A 16,056-nucleotide genomic window follows, 5' to 3' on the forward strand; every position below is an offset into this window, starting at 1 on the left:
TATATATAAGCAATGATATAATAAGTATTAACGGAGGTTTAGTCATGAAAGACAAGCAAATTGAAGAACTTATAAAAGCAGAAAAAAAGCGTCAAACGGACGGCCTGGAACTAATTCCTAGCGAGAATTACGTTTCGTCAGATGTACTTCAGGCGCTCGGTAGTGTTTTCACTAATAAATATTCAGAAGGCTATCCTGGTCGACGCTATTACGGTGGACAAGAAAACACCGATCAAGTCGAACAACTGGCGATTGACCGCGCTAAGAAACTTTTCAAAGCAGATCACGCTAACGTCCAGCCACATTCTGGCGCACAGGCTAATGAGGCGGTTTATTACGCTTGGTGCGAGCCTGGCGACACTATTCTGGCTATGGATTTGGCTCACGGCGGACATCTTACGCACGGCGCCCCAGTTACTCGTAGCGCCAGAGAGTATAACTTCATTCGCTATGGCATAAAAAATATCGACACTGGCGAAATTGACTATGAAGAAATTCGTCAATTAGCCTTAAAACACAAACCAAAGATCATTCTGGCGGGATTTTCGGCATATCCACGAGAGTTAGATTACGAAAAATTTGCCGAAATTGGCAATGAAGTCGGCGCCATGCTAATGGCAGATATGAGCCATATTGCGGGGCTAATCGTTAGTGGTGTTGCCAAAAACCCGTTCGATTACGGTTTTCACGTAATTACCACAACAACTCATAAAACTCTACGTGGACCACGAGGCGGGTTGATTCTTAGTCGAGGAATAGTTGGCAATCCATTGAAAAAACCAGAGAAAACTCTCGAGAATTTACCTACGTTGATTGATCGAGCGGTATTCCCTGGCACGCAAGGCGGACCACACATGCACACCATCGCTGCAAAAGCCGTAGCGTTCGGTGAAGCTTTGCAGTCAGAATTCAAAGATTACGCCGAGCAAATTGTCAAAAATGCAAAAAGACTGGCGGAAGAGTTGCAAAAGCGTGGCTTTAAGTTAGTAACTGGCGGCACCAGTAACCATTTGATTCTGGCAGATATTCACAGTAGCTTCGGCATTGATGGCAAGGAAGCGGAAATCGCCATGGATAAAATTGGTCTGACACTGAATGCCAATGCGATTCCAGACGACCCACTACCAAGATTTAGGCCAAGCGGTATTCGCTTAGGCACGCCAGCCGTCACGACGCGAGGCGCCGAAGAAGACGACATGGAAAAAATCGCAGAATGGATGAGGCGGTCAATAGATAATCGCGACAATAACGAAATGTTGGCTGAACTCCGTAAAGAAGTTATGGAATTCTGCCATACTCTACGCGATATTTAATGTAAATCCGCACATAAAAAAACTCTGGCTTAATGCCAGAGTTTTTTATTACCTATACCGAATTACGAAGCACAAGAACCGATTGTTCGCTCTTCTACCTTGCTTGTCGAGAAATTGTAGTACTTAACGTGCGCACCCGTAGCATCACCCGTATCCGGACATGGCTTATACTCAATAGTATTAGCTTCTCCTGGGGCGTGACCGTCAGCAAGAGCTGTGGTAGTAGTCTTAACAGTACTCTCGTCTAAGTAGTATGGTTCGCCAGTCTGCGAAACAGAAGAAGTGCCATCAGTAACAGTCTTATTTGTTAAGTCTGATAGTTGATGTGGATATTTGCTCTTTGCTGTGTTGTATAGCTCAGCTTTCTTAGCAACAGCGTCAGCAGCAGATTTAGCAGCAGATGTCTTTGCCTGGTTTTGCAAACCGTTGTATGCAACCAAAGAAACAACTGTCAAAATTGCGATGATCACGATAACGATCAAAAGCTCAACTAGTGTAAAACCTTGATTTTTGATATTCTTTGTAGTCACGATAATGTGCCCCCTAAATTGTTAGTTTGATTTGTAACTTGATAATACTACAACGTTTTTAAAAGCGCAAGCGTTTTTTTAATATATATATCGATTTTGTACTGGACGCAAGAATAAAGATTCCGTCGGGCTGAACCTATTATTTTCACTACCTGAAGTTCCGTCACCAATCTGCCCATTATCATTCAATCCCCAACAGTAAGAGCGCTTGTCCGACATAATTGCACAGCCGCGGTTTGCCCCAGCAGACAAACTCACTACACTCTCTGAAGCAGGAAGCCCATTTGGACCAACATTAACTGGCCGAGGAGTAAATGAATATTGAACGTCCGCCCTATTTGCTCCAAGTTGACCCAATCTGTTATCGCCCCAACAATAGACTTTCTTAGTACCAGCATCGTTCATCAAGGCGCAAGAATGAGCAATGCCAACCTCAACCTGCAGTGCCACCCCAGGCAAACCACCGACCAACCTCGGCTCAATATGCTTTTTAGGAGTACCACTCCCCGGAGATCCAGCCTGTCCGCGCCCAGCGCCACCCCAGCAGTACACTTTACCTGCAGCAATAGCGCAGGTGTGAGTTACATAATCAGGAGAGCCCGACCAAGTGTATCCATCTTGAGATATATCAGTCACATCCTCCAAGCCCTTAACTCTGGTAGCATTACCATAGCCGCTATAATGCGGCACACCAATACCTAACTGCCCAAACCTAGCTTGCCCCCAACAGTAAGCTCTTTTTTCGGTGGTTATAACGCACATAGTTTCTGAACGAGATCCGCCAGTTGATAACTTAGTAGCAGAATAATTATTAGGAAGCCTGTCGGGGCCGCCCGAATTAATACGCACTGGCGTTGCGCTGGACTTAGGGCTGCCGGGGCTCCCGTAACCCAATTGACCTATATTATTACTACCCCAACAATACACCTTTCCTGCAGCAATAGCACACGAAACATCACCAGTTCCTCCAATTGCACTAATATTATTTCCAGCAAAATCTGCAGCTAGTGCGCCAGTAGGCGGTTTAACCTCGACTGGGACACTAGAATATTTGCCGTCGCCAAAATCTCCATTACCTAGTTGTCCAAATTTATTATTACCCCAACAATATATTTTCCTGACAGAACTAAATTCAGTCAATACACAGCTATGAAATTGTGCCGCAAATATATCAATAATCTTCCCGTTTCTCATATCGCCCACAGAACGCACCTTTACGGGTACATTAGAACTAACAGTAGTTCCGTCGCCCAATTGACCCATAGTATATTCATTACTTTCATACTTGTCATTATTGCCCCAACACCAAACATTATTCGACAATATAGCGCACGTGCGATAAGTGCCGCTTACTGTGCGCGTTGCGTCAATATCAGCTGGCCAAGTAACTGATTTTTTTACAACAGCAGTATAAGTTTTTAAGACTGTGCCACTACCATTTGTTATTTCAACGCGACCAGTTGACGAAATTTGAGCGGTAGCAGCCGACAAGGCTGCACTTTTAGTTGACGCTTCCAAATTGCCAACTTCAAAAGTCGTTCTTAACTTGCTATTCTCAAATACATATCTATTACCAGGAAAAGCTACAGCCCCCTTGCAATTAGTTTCCGGGCGAAGCGGACCAATTCCACCAGGAACCGAACCCCATGATTGCTCAGCTCCATTAGAATCCAAGCAAGCGTTGGCATACGCCGTACCTGCCTCGCCAGCCTCTTGAGCTAACTTATAATAATACTCTTCCTGAGAGTAGACATACGACTGAGTTACAACCCTCATAGCTCCAGCCAAAAGCGCCAGTATAAAAGTACTCATAAGTACAATTAACACCAAAGAATAGCCGTTTTTTTGTCGAATCATAAGTTATTTATCTTTCGTATTGTTAAGGTTTGCGAATCAGAAACTTGCTTACTTGGTGATTGTATCGTTAAAGTAACCTCTACATTATCCGCGCCATCAAGAGCTTTCTTATCGCTATCTGGAGCGTCGCTATTTTTGCTTATTAGCGTTTTTCCATCATAGTAATTAATCTTAAATTCCGAAACTCCAGTCGCTAAAATCGAATCTTCACGAAGCTTCATAGCTCGATCTTTAAACTTATCAGCATCCAGGCTATTCATACAGAAATATCCCGCAGCAGACCCTGAGTATGGCGCTGGAGGGTAACTGGAGAAATCAACTAAATCATTATAGATAGTCCGTCGATGCAGCTCTCCATTCTTCAAAAAATATATGACTATTTTTTTATACTTCGGTTGCTGAGTCTTATTTACATTACAGTCAAACTTTGGAGTTCTTAGATACACAATCTCCCTAGAATCAGCGCCTCTGCCCATATTTGTAGCATATTGAAGCAGTATAAGTGAGTTCTTTTCGGGATCAGTAATGGCGCTACTTGAATACGGATTACTTCTATATCTCCATTCTCTAGGCGTCGCACTAGGGAAATTTTTATCGGTAGCAAACGTATCCTCTCCATCATAACTACTCACCTTAAAACGCGAAGCTTGACGAACATCAGTTTCAATTGCATCCATGGAATTGTGCATATTTCGACTAATCTCGACTTTTGCCTTGCTGATAGACGCACTTTGGTTTGCTGAAATTAACATCTGACTAAACACGCCGACGACCATTGCGACAATGACCATCACCATTGCCAATTCGACTACGGTAAAGCCCTCCTCATTAGAACGCCACATATGTCGCATGTACCACCTTCTTTCCACTACCCACACCAGAGCTTGGCAATCCATACTCTACGATAGACTCCACTTTAACCGGCATCCCCAGGCTAACCGTTCCACTCTTACATCCGTATGGCGCTGATGCATATACTTCCTGCTTAACCGTTCCTGGTAGCCCGTCAATATTACCCACACTTTCCTCAACTTTATATCTAGAACCCGGAGCCCTAAAGATCGGAGGAGGGTCTGTACATTTAAACCAAGACGGAGCGGAATCATTCGCGTAACGACGCATATTATTATATGCCAGAAGACTCGCCTTGTTGTACTGGGCATTCATGACTGATATCTGGCTAACTTGCGCTTGCATACTCAATATAACAGCCATGAAAATACCAATAACAACCAGAGTAACTGCAACTTCGACAATAGTAAATCCATCGCTTTTTCCCACTAGTCGCGCCATACACTATCCACCTTCTTCTCTACTCCTGTTGAAAACTCTTTATATATAATGCTATATTTCACACAAGTTACCGCTACAACATCAGACACAGGACCGGACGCAGGCTTCGTGCAATCGCCGTCATCCACATTCGAAGCTTCATACAATAACTCACCATTATTTCCGCCAGCCCAATCACTACGATTACACTTGATCATCTCCTTTTTCAGAGAATCACCTCCTACAATTGATGAAAAATCCTTAATTAAATCAGCACAGGAAGGATACTCGTGACCGATAGAACTAACATTTTTATACTTGTAATATCGTTCCAACCTCAAGGACAGTTCAGACACATCAGCCCTCTGCTCCTGATCTTTAGTTAGGTTCAAAAATCTTCCGCCACCAACAAAGGCAATGCTAGCCAAAATTGCAACAACCACCACTACTATCGCCAATTCAATTATCGTATAACCACCCGTCCCACGATTCATATCAATATTGTAGCGCAAATCTACAAAAAAGCATATGCTTATTATCGGGAAAGTTCTAGCGGCTCTTGCTCAATTTTTATACCGAACTTGTCAAAGACAATTTGCACAATTTCCTCACGAATCGCCGCCAAGTCATCATATCCCGTTGCCGAATCATTCACAAGCACCAACGCATTTTTTTCATAAACCCGCATGCCGTGACTGCGATAACCCCTTAAGCCAGCCTTATCTATCAACCAACCTGTCGGGATTTTATATCTTCCGTCCGACATTGCATAATTTGGAATGTCGCTATATTCTTTTTGCAATTCTTCCAATTTCCATTTTTCAACCAGCGCGTTTTTGAAGAAAGAACCTGCACTTGGCAATTCCGCTGGGTCTGGCAATTTTTCCGAACGAATGTTAAGAACTGCCACGCGAATCACTGACAAATTGACCTCGCGAATATCATTTTCATCAATATATTTCTGCAAAGAAGCGTAGTATGGCGGTTTCGGCTCTGATTTATTTAGTCGCAAAGTAATATTCAGAATGCAATATCGTCCTTTTTCCTTGTCACGAAAAATACTGTTTCGATAAGAAAAATCACATTCGTCAGCGGAAATAGTTACAATTGTGTCGGTTTTTGAATCGTAAGCCTCCAGACTAATCAACGTATCAGCGATTTCTTGACCGTACGCCCCAACGTTCTGGACTGGCGCAGCTCCAGCCGTTCCGGGAATTCCCGACATAGCCTCAACTCCCTGAAGTCCAAGCCCAATAGCCCTCTCAACAACCTCGTCCCAGACTTCGCCCGCACCAATTTTCACATCAGTTGTTTCGTCAGTTTCAGAGATAACCTCAAAACCTTTAATCTTATTCAACAGTACGATTCCCTCAAAAACCTCATCATGCGTAATCACATTACTGCCACCACCCAACACAAAAATCGGCAAATTTTCCTTTCGAGCATTACGATATAGCGACACAACATCACTAGCAGAATCCGCTGTCGCCATATAGCGAGTCTCACCTCCCAATTTCATAGTTGTATATTGTTTCAGTGATATATTAGTCATGACGTCCATACATATAGTATATCATTTTACTCGGCCGTCATCTATGATATAATAACTTCATACGCACCCGTAGCTCAGCGGATTAGAGTACTTGGCTTCGAACCAAGGGGTCGCAAGTTCGAATCTTGCCGGGTGTACCAAAATAGCTCGTCATTATGACGGGTTTTTATTTATGATGATCATAAAAACACTAGTCAAGCGGCTGAGCTAGCTATTCAATGGCGGGTTCTGAATTCCTGACGGCATTTGCGCAGATTGCGAACCTAAAATTTGGCGAATTTGATCAGCCGTAATAATTGTAGTCGAACCGGGCGCGACAGTTCCCGCCAGCATTTGCTTGGCGACGGTATTCTCGACAGCTCGCTGGACGACGCGGCGCATCGGGCGAGCTCCCAATCTTGGATCATAGCCAGCCTCGACCAACAATTTCTTACCTTCTTCCTCGACCGCAACTTGAATTTTTTGCGGCGCCAAGGTCTTATTGACTCCCGCCAAAATCAAATCAACAACCTGCAGCAACTCCTCTTTTCCTAGCGGACGGAACAGAACAATTTCATCAAAACGATTCAAGAATTCTGGGCGGAATAAATTGGCATTAATCAGCTCGTTAATAAACGTTTGTTCGAATTGCTCCAATTGATAACCGCGCTCAATATATTCACGAATTCTATCCGCGCCAGCATTTGACGTCGCAATTACAATCGTATCGCGAAAACTAATTTCTCGGTTATTTTCATCGCGAAGTATTCCCTCATCCAAAAGCTGCAAAAGCGTCGTCAAAACCTGAGGATGAGCCTTTTCAATTTCGTCCAAAAGCACGACAGAGAACGGACGCTTCTGAACTTGAGCAGTCAAACTCCCTGGATCTCGCGCGCCATCCACAATCAACCTAGCCACGTCATCTGGCCTGACAAATTCGTTCAAATCCAAACGAATCATATTACCTTCGCCGCCAAAATAAACATCCGCCAAAGCTTTAGAAAGCTCCGTTTTACCAACACCAGTCGGACCAAGAAATAGGAATGCGCCAATCGGTCGATTCTGATTTCTAACACCTGTGCGCGCGCGGCGAATAGCGTCAGAAACAACTGTCACGGCTCGCGTTTGATTGATCATTCGCTGATGAATTAATGACTCCAAGTTTAACAATTTTTCCTTTTCGTCACTCAAAGATGCTACCGAAATTTTTATACCAAGAGTCTTTTCAATCGCGTCATCCACAGATTGCGCAGTCACTAGCCCACCACTCGCATAACTTGCCGCTGCTTCCAAAATTTTCAACGCCTTACCTGGCATTACTAAGTCCTGAACATAACGATCGCCAACACGATACGCCTCCGCCAGCGCCTGATACATATATGTCACTTTGTGCTGTGCCTCAAATAAAACCAATTGATCGCGCATAATTTTCATAGTTTCAGGTTCGTTTGACGGCTGAATTGCAATTGTGTTCAAAGCGTGAGCAAGCTGCGGCTTAGTCTGAGAAATTTGCAAAAATCGCTGATCGTCCATCGTTAAAATCGTCCTAAGTCTGCCCGCCTCCAGAATTGGTAATAATACATTACTCAGGTCAACCGAACCAACGCCTTCTTCAAAGAATAATTGCGCATTGTCCAGACATAAAATCACGTTTTTCGACAGAAAAGCTTCGTTCAAAATCATCGTGACTAGATTTTCCAATTCCCCGCGACCCGACGCCACGCTAATCAACGACGACGCATCCAGCATAAAAACCTGCTGATACATCAGCGAACCAGGAACGCCTCGATGTCCATCAATCAGCATTTCCGCAAACGCCGACACGACAGTACTTTTTCCCGCACCGTCAGCACCAACCAGCGTAATATTCTGCCGCCCGCCAGAACTAAACGTTTTAAGCATCTGCCCCAGCGCCTCCTCGTGCGCAGCCAACTTAGTTGTAAACGCGCCGCCAGATACACTGACGCTAATATTCTGAGCAAATCGACTCAGCAGTGGCGTATAACCAAAAGACCAATCCCTAGCAATTCCGCCCGTATTTAACGGCTTCTCTTTATATTGGTCAATCAGCGCCTTTATTCGCTCGTACCATCGAATAGCCTCCTCTATATCATGAAAATCGATCTTCATATTCGCCAGCAAAGAATCGTGCTGTGGCAATTGTTTTACTATCGCCGCTGCCAAAACCGCGCTAGTAATCTTCGGACTTTCCGTGCTCTGCCAAATTTCAATCGCTGCCTTCCAAATCTGCTCCGTTCGATCCGGATCGTCGACGGAAATATTACGCAAGAAATTCGGTGTCAAACCCAGCCGCACTGCCAAAAATTGCCCGGCTCGCGTGCCTGTAATCGCCTCAGCAATATCAATCGGCGTCGGTCTGCGCGGCAATTTGCCCAAAACGTCCGCCGCCATCACATCGTCAATTGTCTTAGGATTTTTACTAATTTCCGCAGTCTTAAGATCTTTTTCCCACCAAATTGACACCATAATCATTGGACCGCTCAGACCAAATAATAGCCAGCCAATCGATCCATGCTCAATCAACGACCATACGCCAAGCAAAACTAACATAACGCCGACAGCTATTGCCACGATATGCCAAGCATTGCCAAATCTTACAGAAAATCGCGCCTTCTGAGCTCGCAAACTGTCGTAATTAAATCTCGGCTCTATTTCCATACAGAAACTCCCAATTGCCATAAAATAATTCCGATAAACGGCATCAGCGGCAGCGCCAGCCACATAATAATTCCTAAAATCATCCACAAAAATCGTAGTAATATCATCAATATTCCAATAATTATCACCATGGAGCGCACCACCGCGCCAATTACTCGCGAGAACATCTTGTCAAAAAACGCAGATAGCTGCACAGATAAGTCGCCGCCAACCGGAGCGGCTGAAATCTGGCGAAACGGATTGAATAAGGTTTTCAAAAGCAGCCCGACTGAGAAAAAATCCGCGGTTCGTAAAACCCCTAGAAAACTTTGTCGGATATATTGCAACAAGCCATTGCCGTACCACCACTGAAAGATACCCACCAAAAACATATTGATATTGTAGCACATCGACCCGGCAGAGTATAATAGACAATATGGCAAGACAGATGATTAGTACTATTATTGGCAAAAGCGTCAAGAAAGTCGCTAAATTACGCGGTGGCGGTTCAGCCTTGCCGGGTTTGGTGATTGAAAAAATTGACCCAAAATTTATTCAGAGAACGCTGGCGGATTTACCGCAAGGCGTGGTGATTATCAGCGGAACGAATGGGAAAACAACGACGACAAAAATCGTCGTAGAGTTGCTGGAATCAGTCGGGCTGAAAGTCTTCACTAATCGCACTGGTAGCAATTTTTCCCGAGGTGTGGCAGCGGCGCTACTTGATGAGGTCAATATCCGCGGCAAGCTGGACGCCGACATTGCGGTTCTGGAACTGGACGAGGCTTGGGCGGTTAAGTTTGTACAAATTGTTCGTCCGCGCTTTTCCCTGCTTCTGAATGTTATGCGTGATCAATTGGACAGATTTGGAGAAATCGACAATACAGCCGCATTGCTCCAAAAAATAGCTGAAGCAACCAGCGACACTGTCGTTCTCAACAGCGACGATCCGCGAATTTTTAAGATTAGCGAACATATTCAGGCTAAAAAAGCTTTCTTCGGCACAACCAGCGAATTACTTCAATTGATGCCAACGGACGACACTCTAAAATACGGAACCGCGGTCGCAAATCAAAGCGTAGTTGCCGATGTCTTATTGAAAAAAATTAACGCTCAACAGGCAACTTTTCAAATTGACAATAAAGAAATTGACGTAGATCTGCAACTCACTGGAGTTTACAATCTTCTCAATGCGGCGGCGGCGGTTGCTCTGGCTCGACAAATAGCGGGACCGGAAATTACCGATACGATTTTATCTGCGCTGGAAAATATAAAGCCGGCGTTTGGTCGTGGCGAAACGATTTACCTGAATGGCACGCCAATTGAGCTTATTTTGGTGAAAAATCCAAGTGGTTTTCGGTTGGCACTTCTGTCATTCGCCAAAAATAATAGTACTACGATGATCGCTGTTAATGACAATTACGCCGATGGACGAGATGTCAGTTGGTTCTGGGACGTCGATTTTTCACTATTGAAAAACGTAGTAATGATCAGCGGCGCACGCGCTTATGATATGGCTTTGCGGCTTCAATACGACGACATTCCAATTGGAAAAATTGACACCAATATTTCGAAGGCCTTGGAAGATTTCATTAATACTAATCCCGACGAGCCAAAACAGATTTTTTGTAGCTACACAGCCATGACAGCGATTCGTCGCCTGCTGAGCGAAAAAACCGACGTGGAGGAAATATCATAATGAAAATAACAATTGCGCAACTTTATCCGCGAGATATGAATCTTTATGGCGACTGGGGCAACACGCTAGTCCTGAAAAAACGACTAGAACGACGCGGCTTCGAGGTTGAGATTATCGATCACAATCCAGGCGATTCAACGGATTTTTCTAAAATTGATATTTTTGTCGGCGGCGGCGGACAAGATTCTGGGCAGACGATTATCCAAAATGATCTTCTGGCGCGAGCTGATGAACTGCGACAATTAGCAAAAGACGGTGTGCCGATGTTAATGATTTGCGGAATGTACCAATTATTTGGTCGATTTTTCCGAACGCTCAAGGGCGAGGAAATTGTTGGCGCTAATATTCTGCCAATTGAAACAATTGCTGGCGACGAGCGGATGATTGGTAACATTGTCATCAAAAGCCAGGAATTTGGAGATATCGTTGGCTATGAAAATCACAGCGGACAAACTTTCTTAGACAAGACCGCCAAACCTCTTGGACAAGTTATTAAAGGCGCTGGCAATAATATGATCGACGCAAATGAAGGCGTTCGCTATAACAACATCATTGCCACTTACCTCCACGGCCCAATTTTGCCTAAAAACCCGCAAATTGCAGATTTTCTTATTGGCAAGGCGCTAGAGCGACGCGACGTAAGTTCAGATTCGGGGCTGGAAAAAATTGATGATACTTTAGCGAATAAAGCGAGAGAGGTAGCGTTAAAATTATCCAGATAATTCATGAAAAAAATCCGTATATATCTTAAAAAGCTATATGCATTTCTTTATAAAATGCCAGGTTGGATTTGGCTAATTCCAATCTTAATTTTAGCCGTCAACGTTCGACTTACCTATTTAACAAAAGCCGATATTTGGCATGACGAAGGATATACGGCAGCCATCATTCAGCAGCCGATCAGGGAAATTATCGCCATTACGACCACGGATGTCCACCCGCCGCTTTATTACGTTATTATGCATGTTTGGCAATCGATTTTCGGCAATTCCGTAGCTTCACTCAGAGGGTTTAGTGTTACGTGCGGAATTCTTACAATTGCCCTATTATTTCTATTACTCCAAAAACTTTTCTCTAAAAGAATCGCCGTATTTGGAAGTTTTTTAGCAGCGCTAGGACCGTTCTTAATCCGCTATAGCGACGAAGCTCGAATGTATGCGCTGGCGGCACTTTTGGCTGTAGCAATGACATACGCATTCGTCGTGGCGGTCGAGCACAAAAATAAGAAGTTCTGGTGGGCGCTATACGGAATTTTAGTAGCACTCGGTCTTTATACACAATATTTCCTAGCGTTAATACTACCCGCGCATTTCGTATATATTTGGCTAAAGCTTGGCGGAAATCGCACTGCCATAAAAAATATATTTAAGGACAAAAACGTTTGGCTTGCCGCAGAAACATGCTTTTTACTATTCCTCCCCTGGCTACCAGTTATGATCTCCCAAACCAGCCGAGTAAGCGGCGGCTTCTGGATCCCCGAAGTTACTAAATTTACCATACCAACAACATTATCAATGTTCTTGACTTACGACGACAGGATTGTCCGCTATTTTGGATTGTTACTGCCGCCAATTATAATCGCAATTTCATTCACCCTAGCCAAAAAACACCCAAAATACCAAGCAGCAATTTGGATTTTAACAATCTGGTCGCTACTACCAATGATTATTATTTACATACTTAGCCAGGGTCGACCAGTTTACTTAGATCGATACTTCACTTATTCAGCGCCGGCGTTTTACGGCTTGATTGCGGTATTCATCGGGCTTATTTTTTCTAATAAAAAATGGTGGCCTATTGGAATATCTATTGTCCTGACATTATTTATTGGTCATTACATGTGGCATATTGGCGGTAAGAATATTGCGGAATCATCCTGGAACAACACCAGCACAGCCATGAATCATATAAATGAAAATATCCAGAGTAGTGATGCTATTATCTCTGGCGAAATCTACACTTACTTTCACACTTCCTATTACAACCGCACAAATAAAGAAATTATACTTCTGAAGCCGAAAGAAGAGCTAGGTTGGGTTGGCGAATGGGGATTAATTAAAAAATTAAATACTCCAGAAATTAGCTCTTTAGAGTCAGTAAAATCCCCAAGAATCTGGCTTATTCTTCGCGAAAAAACATATGATGAATATAAAAAACAAGTTCCACTCTATTGGCAATTAAAGCAAGAATTTCATGATGGCGATTTGATTATTGGACTATACGAAAATAAAAAAATAACTGGTTAAACGCCAGTTATTTTAATACGTTGAATGATTTCAATTGGTCGGGGTGAAAGGACTCGAACCTTCGACCTCACGGTCCCAAACCGCGCGCGCTAGCCAACTGCGCCACACCCCGAAGATATCTCTATCATTCACTCTGATCTATCTTAACATATATCGCTAAATAAGTACAGGAAAATCCCATAAAACTTAAAAGAGATCACTAAAAGTACAACAGCTAAGCATTCACAGCTTCAATCTCAACTGACAGCACTTCTTTTTTGATTGGCAAAGATTGACCGGGCTCGAACGTATAAACCAGCAATTGACCAAACGGCATTTCTACATTCGCTATCTCGACCTCTGGAACTTGGTCGAGATGTTTAATTAAAGCCCGAATAGAATTGCCGTGAGCCACCAATAAAATATTCTCACCATTCTGCAATTTCGGCAAAATCTCTTGCTCAAAATATGGAACAACCCGCGCATAAACATCTTTCAAAGTTTCGCCGCCCGGCACTGGATAATCCCAACCGCGTCGAATACCATTAAAAGCTTCTTCGCCAATCTCCGCTTTAACTTCCCATTTATTTTTTCCAGTCAAATCGCCATAATCACGCTCATTTAACTCAGTTGCATGCGTTGTTGGTAGATTTTCGACTCCGCATCCTTCGAGTAGCGCAGCCAAAGTTTGTTGTGTGCGTTTTAATGATGAAGTGTAAGCTTCATTAAATGACAAGTCTTTCAATAAAGCGCCCAATCGCACTGTGTCATTATGACCCTTTTCCGTCAAATTAACATCCGTCCAGCCAGTCCACTTACCGAGCAGATTCCATTCACTCTCACCGTGCCGACTAATAACTAATATTCCCATTATTTCCCTCCAATCATCGGCGCAAAAAAATCTACAACTTCTTTTTTCACGCCGTCATTATCAATAATTTTCGTATTTACGTAACCGAATTTATCAATTGCCCAAAATCTTATTGCCCAGAGCAGCGACATGTCTTCAAAATCAACCTCATTTTTGGCAATAAATTTGCTAGCCACAATTTCCGATTCCTGCAATTTTATCTCAGAAAAAGCATCGTTTTCTAACTTTGTAAAAAACACAAATTGATGTGTCAAAAATTCATCAGAATGACGCGAAGCAACCATTGCAAGCTTCAAATCCTTAGAGTCGACTTGAATATCAACTTCTTCTTTCACCTCGCGCACCGCCGCTTCCAACGGGGATTCTCCAGCGTCAACAATGCCGCCAGGCAGCGACCAATGATCTTTATAGCCAGCCTTGACGATCAATAGTTCGCCCTGCTCATTTTCAATTAACACCGCCGCACTAGAAAAACGCCTGTCCAAACTTGCCAGCCAAGCCCGTCGCTCTTCATCTGTAAATTTCATTATTTAGCAAACTCAATCGCTCGCGTTTCGCGAATCACGTTAACCTTAATCGTGCCAGGATATTGCATCGTCGACTCAATTTTCGTCGCAATATCTCGCGCCAATTTAATCGCCGACAAATCATCAATCGTCTGAGGCTTCACAATCACACGAACTTCACGGCCGGCAGAAATCGCGTAAGCCTTATCAATTCCCTCAAAGCTGGTAGCAACATTTTCCAAATCGCGCATTCGCTCTGCAAAGTTTTCAGCAGAAACGTTACGCGCACCCGGACGCGCCGCCGAAGCCGCATCACAGACTCGAACAATAATTGCCTCTGGAGTTGTCGCTTCGATATCATCGTGGTGTGCTTCGATTGCGTGAACAATTCTCTCATCCATACCATATTTACGAGCCAATTCCGCCCCAATATGATGATGCTTGCCCTCAATTTTATGTGACACAGCCTTACCAACGTCATGAAGAAGTGTAGCAATTTTCGTAATACGCACATCCGCACCAATTTCCTCAGCAATCATTCCAGCAATTTGTGCCATCTCAGTCGAATGCTTCAAAACGTTCTGCCCGAAGCTGGTACGAAACTTCAATTCACCAAGAAGCAATAGCATCTCCTTCGGAATACCAACCACGCCAGTTTCACGCATAGCATCTTCACCGGCTTGTCGAACCTCTTTTTCAATCTGTTTCTTAGCTTTAGCAACAACCTCTTCGATGCGCGCAGGATGGATACGACCATCCTTCATCAGCATCTCAAGACTAAGACGAGCCACTTGTCGACGAACAGGATCAAAACTCGACAAAATAATCATGCCAGGTGTGTCGTCAACTAAAATATCGACGCCAGTTTCGCGCTGGAGCGCCTGAATATTACGCCCTTCCTTGCCAATAATTCGACCCTTCATCTCGTCATCAGTCAGTTTGACTGCAGTCACCGTGCGCTCAGCGGTAACTTCACTGCTCATTCGTTCCATTGCAGTCACCAAAATCATTTGCGCCCGTTCTTCAGCGTCATCCATTGCATCATGTTGTAGTTTCGACACCAAACCGACCAAGTCTTGCTTAATGTCACGCTCAGTCATCTGCATTAACTTGTCAGCAGCGTCTTTTTTCTTCAATCCAGCGATTTTTTCCAATTTCTCTTGCTGTCTGGAGCGGATGTCACGAATTTCATTTTTAAGATTATCAACTTCATCCTCATGCGCGCGCAATTTTTCTGCTCGTCGATCAAGCTCTTCCAGCTTATTATCCAGGGTCTTCTCGCGATCCGCCAAACGATTTTCGGTCTTTTGCCACTCCTTGCGACGTTCATTTTCAATCTTAAGCGCCTCATCCTTAGCCTTAAGGACGATGTCGCTCGCCTTAGTTTTCGCATCTGCCAGATCTCGCTCAATCTGATTTTTACCGTTAATTTGGCGAGTTCTCTGATATCCAACAAGACCAGCAGCACCCGCGCCAGCTCCAACAGCCGCAGCAATAATTACTTCTATCATTATCATTCCTTTCCGATCAGCCGCCCCTGAGTGTTCGCCTCAAGGAAAAATATCAACAGCCAATCAACTTCAAACTATCTAAT

Annotated in this window: 15 protein-coding genes and 2 tRNA genes; 5 read left to right on the forward strand and 12 right to left on the reverse strand. The window is 43.9% G+C overall.

Annotated elements, in window-relative coordinates; all coding sequences use genetic code 11:
* Nucleotides 1-44: 44 nt before the first annotated feature.
* Complete coding sequence (glyA, locus tag AACH20_RS01970; protein WP_338503645.1) at nucleotides 45-1,313, forward strand: serine hydroxymethyltransferase; 1,269 nt, start codon at nucleotides 45-47, stop codon at nucleotides 1,311-1,313.
* Between the two features lie 62 nt (nucleotides 1,314-1,375).
* Here the strand turns inward: glyA and AACH20_RS01975 are convergent, their stop codons facing one another.
* The 6 genes from AACH20_RS01975 to murB form a co-directional block, all read right to left on the reverse strand.
* Entirely contained in the window at nucleotides 1,376-1,843 is a 468-nt protein-coding gene (locus AACH20_RS01975; RefSeq protein ID WP_338503647.1) for a prepilin-type N-terminal cleavage/methylation domain-containing protein, read from the reverse strand.
* Between the two features lie 78 nt (nucleotides 1,844-1,921).
* Complete coding sequence (locus AACH20_RS01980) at nucleotides 1,922-3,700, reverse strand: RCC1 domain-containing protein (RefSeq protein ID WP_338503649.1); 1,779 nt, start codon at nucleotides 3,698-3,700, stop codon at nucleotides 1,922-1,924.
* Nucleotides 3,697-4,542, reverse strand: a complete 846-nt coding sequence (locus tag AACH20_RS01985) for a hypothetical protein (RefSeq protein WP_338503651.1) — start codon at nucleotides 4,540-4,542, stop codon at nucleotides 3,697-3,699. The genes AACH20_RS01980 and AACH20_RS01985 overlap by 4 nt, the downstream gene beginning before the upstream one ends.
* A complete protein-coding gene (locus tag AACH20_RS01990; RefSeq protein WP_338503653.1) occupies nucleotides 4,529-4,993 on the reverse strand; it encodes a type IV pilus modification PilV family protein in 465 nt (154 codons plus the stop codon). The genes AACH20_RS01985 and AACH20_RS01990 overlap by 14 nt, the downstream gene beginning before the upstream one ends.
* Nucleotides 4,981-5,466 carry a prepilin-type N-terminal cleavage/methylation domain-containing protein gene (locus AACH20_RS01995; RefSeq protein WP_338503655.1) on the reverse strand — a complete coding sequence of 162 codons (486 nt, stop codon included), beginning with the start codon at nucleotides 5,464-5,466 and terminating at the stop codon, nucleotides 4,981-4,983. Before AACH20_RS01995 ends, AACH20_RS01990 begins: the two co-directional genes overlap by 13 nt.
* Nucleotides 5,467-5,507: 41 nt before the next feature.
* The gene (gene murB, locus AACH20_RS02000; RefSeq protein ID WP_338503657.1) at nucleotides 5,508-6,533 is read right to left on the reverse strand and encodes a UDP-N-acetylmuramate dehydrogenase; all 1,026 of its coding nucleotides are present in this window, start codon (nucleotides 6,531-6,533) and stop codon (nucleotides 5,508-5,510) included.
* Nucleotides 6,534-6,587: 54 nt separating this feature from the next.
* Here murB and AACH20_RS02005 point away from each other — a divergent pair.
* Nucleotides 6,588-6,664, forward strand: a tRNA-Arg gene (locus tag AACH20_RS02005).
* A 67-nt stretch (nucleotides 6,665-6,731) separates the two neighbouring features.
* Here the strand turns inward: AACH20_RS02005 and AACH20_RS02010 are convergent.
* On the reverse strand, nucleotides 6,732-9,182 hold the full coding sequence (locus tag AACH20_RS02010) for an AAA family ATPase (RefSeq protein ID WP_338503659.1): 2,451 nt from the start codon (nucleotides 9,180-9,182) through the stop codon (nucleotides 6,732-6,734).
* The gene (locus tag AACH20_RS02015) at nucleotides 9,173-9,571 is read right to left on the reverse strand and encodes a hypothetical protein (protein WP_338503661.1); all 399 of its coding nucleotides are present in this window, start codon (nucleotides 9,569-9,571) and stop codon (nucleotides 9,173-9,175) included. Before AACH20_RS02015 ends, AACH20_RS02010 begins: the two co-directional genes overlap by 10 nt.
* 26 nt (nucleotides 9,572-9,597) lie before the next feature.
* On the opposite strand from AACH20_RS02015, the gene AACH20_RS02020 reads away from it, so the two are divergent.
* The 3 genes from AACH20_RS02020 to AACH20_RS02030 are packed head-to-tail and all read left to right on the forward strand — an operon-like array spanning nucleotide 9,598 to nucleotide 13,106.
* The gene (locus tag AACH20_RS02020) at nucleotides 9,598-10,860 is read left to right on the forward strand and encodes a MurT ligase domain-containing protein (protein ID WP_338503662.1); all 1,263 of its coding nucleotides are present in this window, start codon (nucleotides 9,598-9,600) and stop codon (nucleotides 10,858-10,860) included.
* Nucleotides 10,860-11,582 (forward strand): type 1 glutamine amidotransferase, encoded by a 723-nt coding sequence (locus AACH20_RS02025; protein WP_338503664.1) that lies wholly within the window; start codon nucleotides 10,860-10,862, stop codon nucleotides 11,580-11,582. The genes AACH20_RS02020 and AACH20_RS02025 overlap by 1 nt, the downstream gene beginning before the upstream one ends.
* Nucleotides 11,583-11,585: 3 nt before the next feature.
* Nucleotides 11,586-13,106 (forward strand): glycosyltransferase family 39 protein, encoded by a 1,521-nt coding sequence (locus tag AACH20_RS02030; RefSeq protein ID WP_338503666.1) that lies wholly within the window; start codon nucleotides 11,586-11,588, stop codon nucleotides 13,104-13,106.
* 35 nt (nucleotides 13,107-13,141) lie between these two features.
* Here the strand turns inward: AACH20_RS02030 and AACH20_RS02035 are convergent.
* The 4 genes from AACH20_RS02035 to rny form a co-directional block, all read right to left on the reverse strand.
* Nucleotides 13,142-13,218, reverse strand: a tRNA-Pro gene (locus AACH20_RS02035).
* 102 nt (nucleotides 13,219-13,320) lie between these two features.
* Nucleotides 13,321-13,956 (reverse strand): 2,3-diphosphoglycerate-dependent phosphoglycerate mutase, encoded by a 636-nt coding sequence (locus AACH20_RS02040; RefSeq protein WP_338503668.1) that lies wholly within the window; start codon nucleotides 13,954-13,956, stop codon nucleotides 13,321-13,323.
* On the reverse strand, nucleotides 13,956-14,483 hold the full coding sequence (locus AACH20_RS02045) for an NUDIX hydrolase (RefSeq protein WP_338503670.1): 528 nt from the start codon (nucleotides 14,481-14,483) through the stop codon (nucleotides 13,956-13,958). The genes AACH20_RS02040 and AACH20_RS02045 overlap by 1 nt, the downstream gene beginning before the upstream one ends.
* A complete protein-coding gene (gene rny, locus AACH20_RS02050; protein WP_129635283.1) occupies nucleotides 14,483-15,973 on the reverse strand; it encodes a ribonuclease Y in 1,491 nt (496 codons plus the stop codon). The genes AACH20_RS02045 and rny overlap by 1 nt, the downstream gene beginning before the upstream one ends.
* Nucleotides 15,974-16,056: the final 83 nt, after the last annotated feature.

It is taken from the genome of Candidatus Minimicrobia sp. QA0096 (assembly GCF_963967315.1).
Lineage (GTDB): Bacteria > Patescibacteriota > Saccharimonadia > Saccharimonadales > Saccharimonadaceae > Nanosynbacter.

Bases quoted from the DNA above. Each gene is read 5' to 3' on its own strand.
- glyA (WP_338503645.1), top strand. From the start codon at position 45: ATGAAAGACAAGCAAATTGAAGAACTTATAAAAGCAGAAAAAAAGCGT.
- AACH20_RS01980 (WP_338503649.1), bottom strand. From the start codon at position 3,700: ATGATTCGACAAAAAAACGGCTATTCTTTGGTGTTAATTGTACTTATG.
- AACH20_RS01985 (WP_338503651.1), bottom strand. From the start codon at position 4,542: ATGTGGCGTTCTAATGAGGAGGGCTTTACCGTAGTCGAATTGGCAATG.
- AACH20_RS01990 (WP_338503653.1), bottom strand. From the start codon at position 4,993: ATGGCGCGACTAGTGGGAAAAAGCGATGGATTTACTATTGTCGAAGTT.
- AACH20_RS01995 (WP_338503655.1), bottom strand. From the start codon at position 5,466: ATGAATCGTGGGACGGGTGGTTATACGATAATTGAATTGGCGATAGTA.
- murB (WP_338503657.1), bottom strand. From the start codon at position 6,533: ATGGACGTCATGACTAATATATCACTGAAACAATATACAACTATGAAA.
- AACH20_RS02010 (WP_338503659.1), bottom strand. From the start codon at position 9,182: ATGGAAATAGAGCCGAGATTTAATTACGACAGTTTGCGAGCTCAGAAG.
- AACH20_RS02015 (WP_338503661.1), bottom strand. From the start codon at position 9,571: ATGTGCTACAATATCAATATGTTTTTGGTGGGTATCTTTCAGTGGTGG.
- AACH20_RS02020 (WP_338503662.1), top strand. From the start codon at position 9,598: ATGGCAAGACAGATGATTAGTACTATTATTGGCAAAAGCGTCAAGAAA.
- AACH20_RS02025 (WP_338503664.1), top strand. From the start codon at position 10,860: ATGAAAATAACAATTGCGCAACTTTATCCGCGAGATATGAATCTTTAT.
- AACH20_RS02030 (WP_338503666.1), top strand. From the start codon at position 11,586: ATGAAAAAAATCCGTATATATCTTAAAAAGCTATATGCATTTCTTTAT.
- AACH20_RS02040 (WP_338503668.1), bottom strand. From the start codon at position 13,956: ATGGGAATATTAGTTATTAGTCGGCACGGTGAGAGTGAATGGAATCTG.
- AACH20_RS02045 (WP_338503670.1), bottom strand. From the start codon at position 14,483: ATGAAATTTACAGATGAAGAGCGACGGGCTTGGCTGGCAAGTTTGGAC.
- rny (WP_129635283.1), bottom strand. From the start codon at position 15,973: ATGATAGAAGTAATTATTGCTGCGGCTGTTGGAGCTGGCGCGGGTGCT.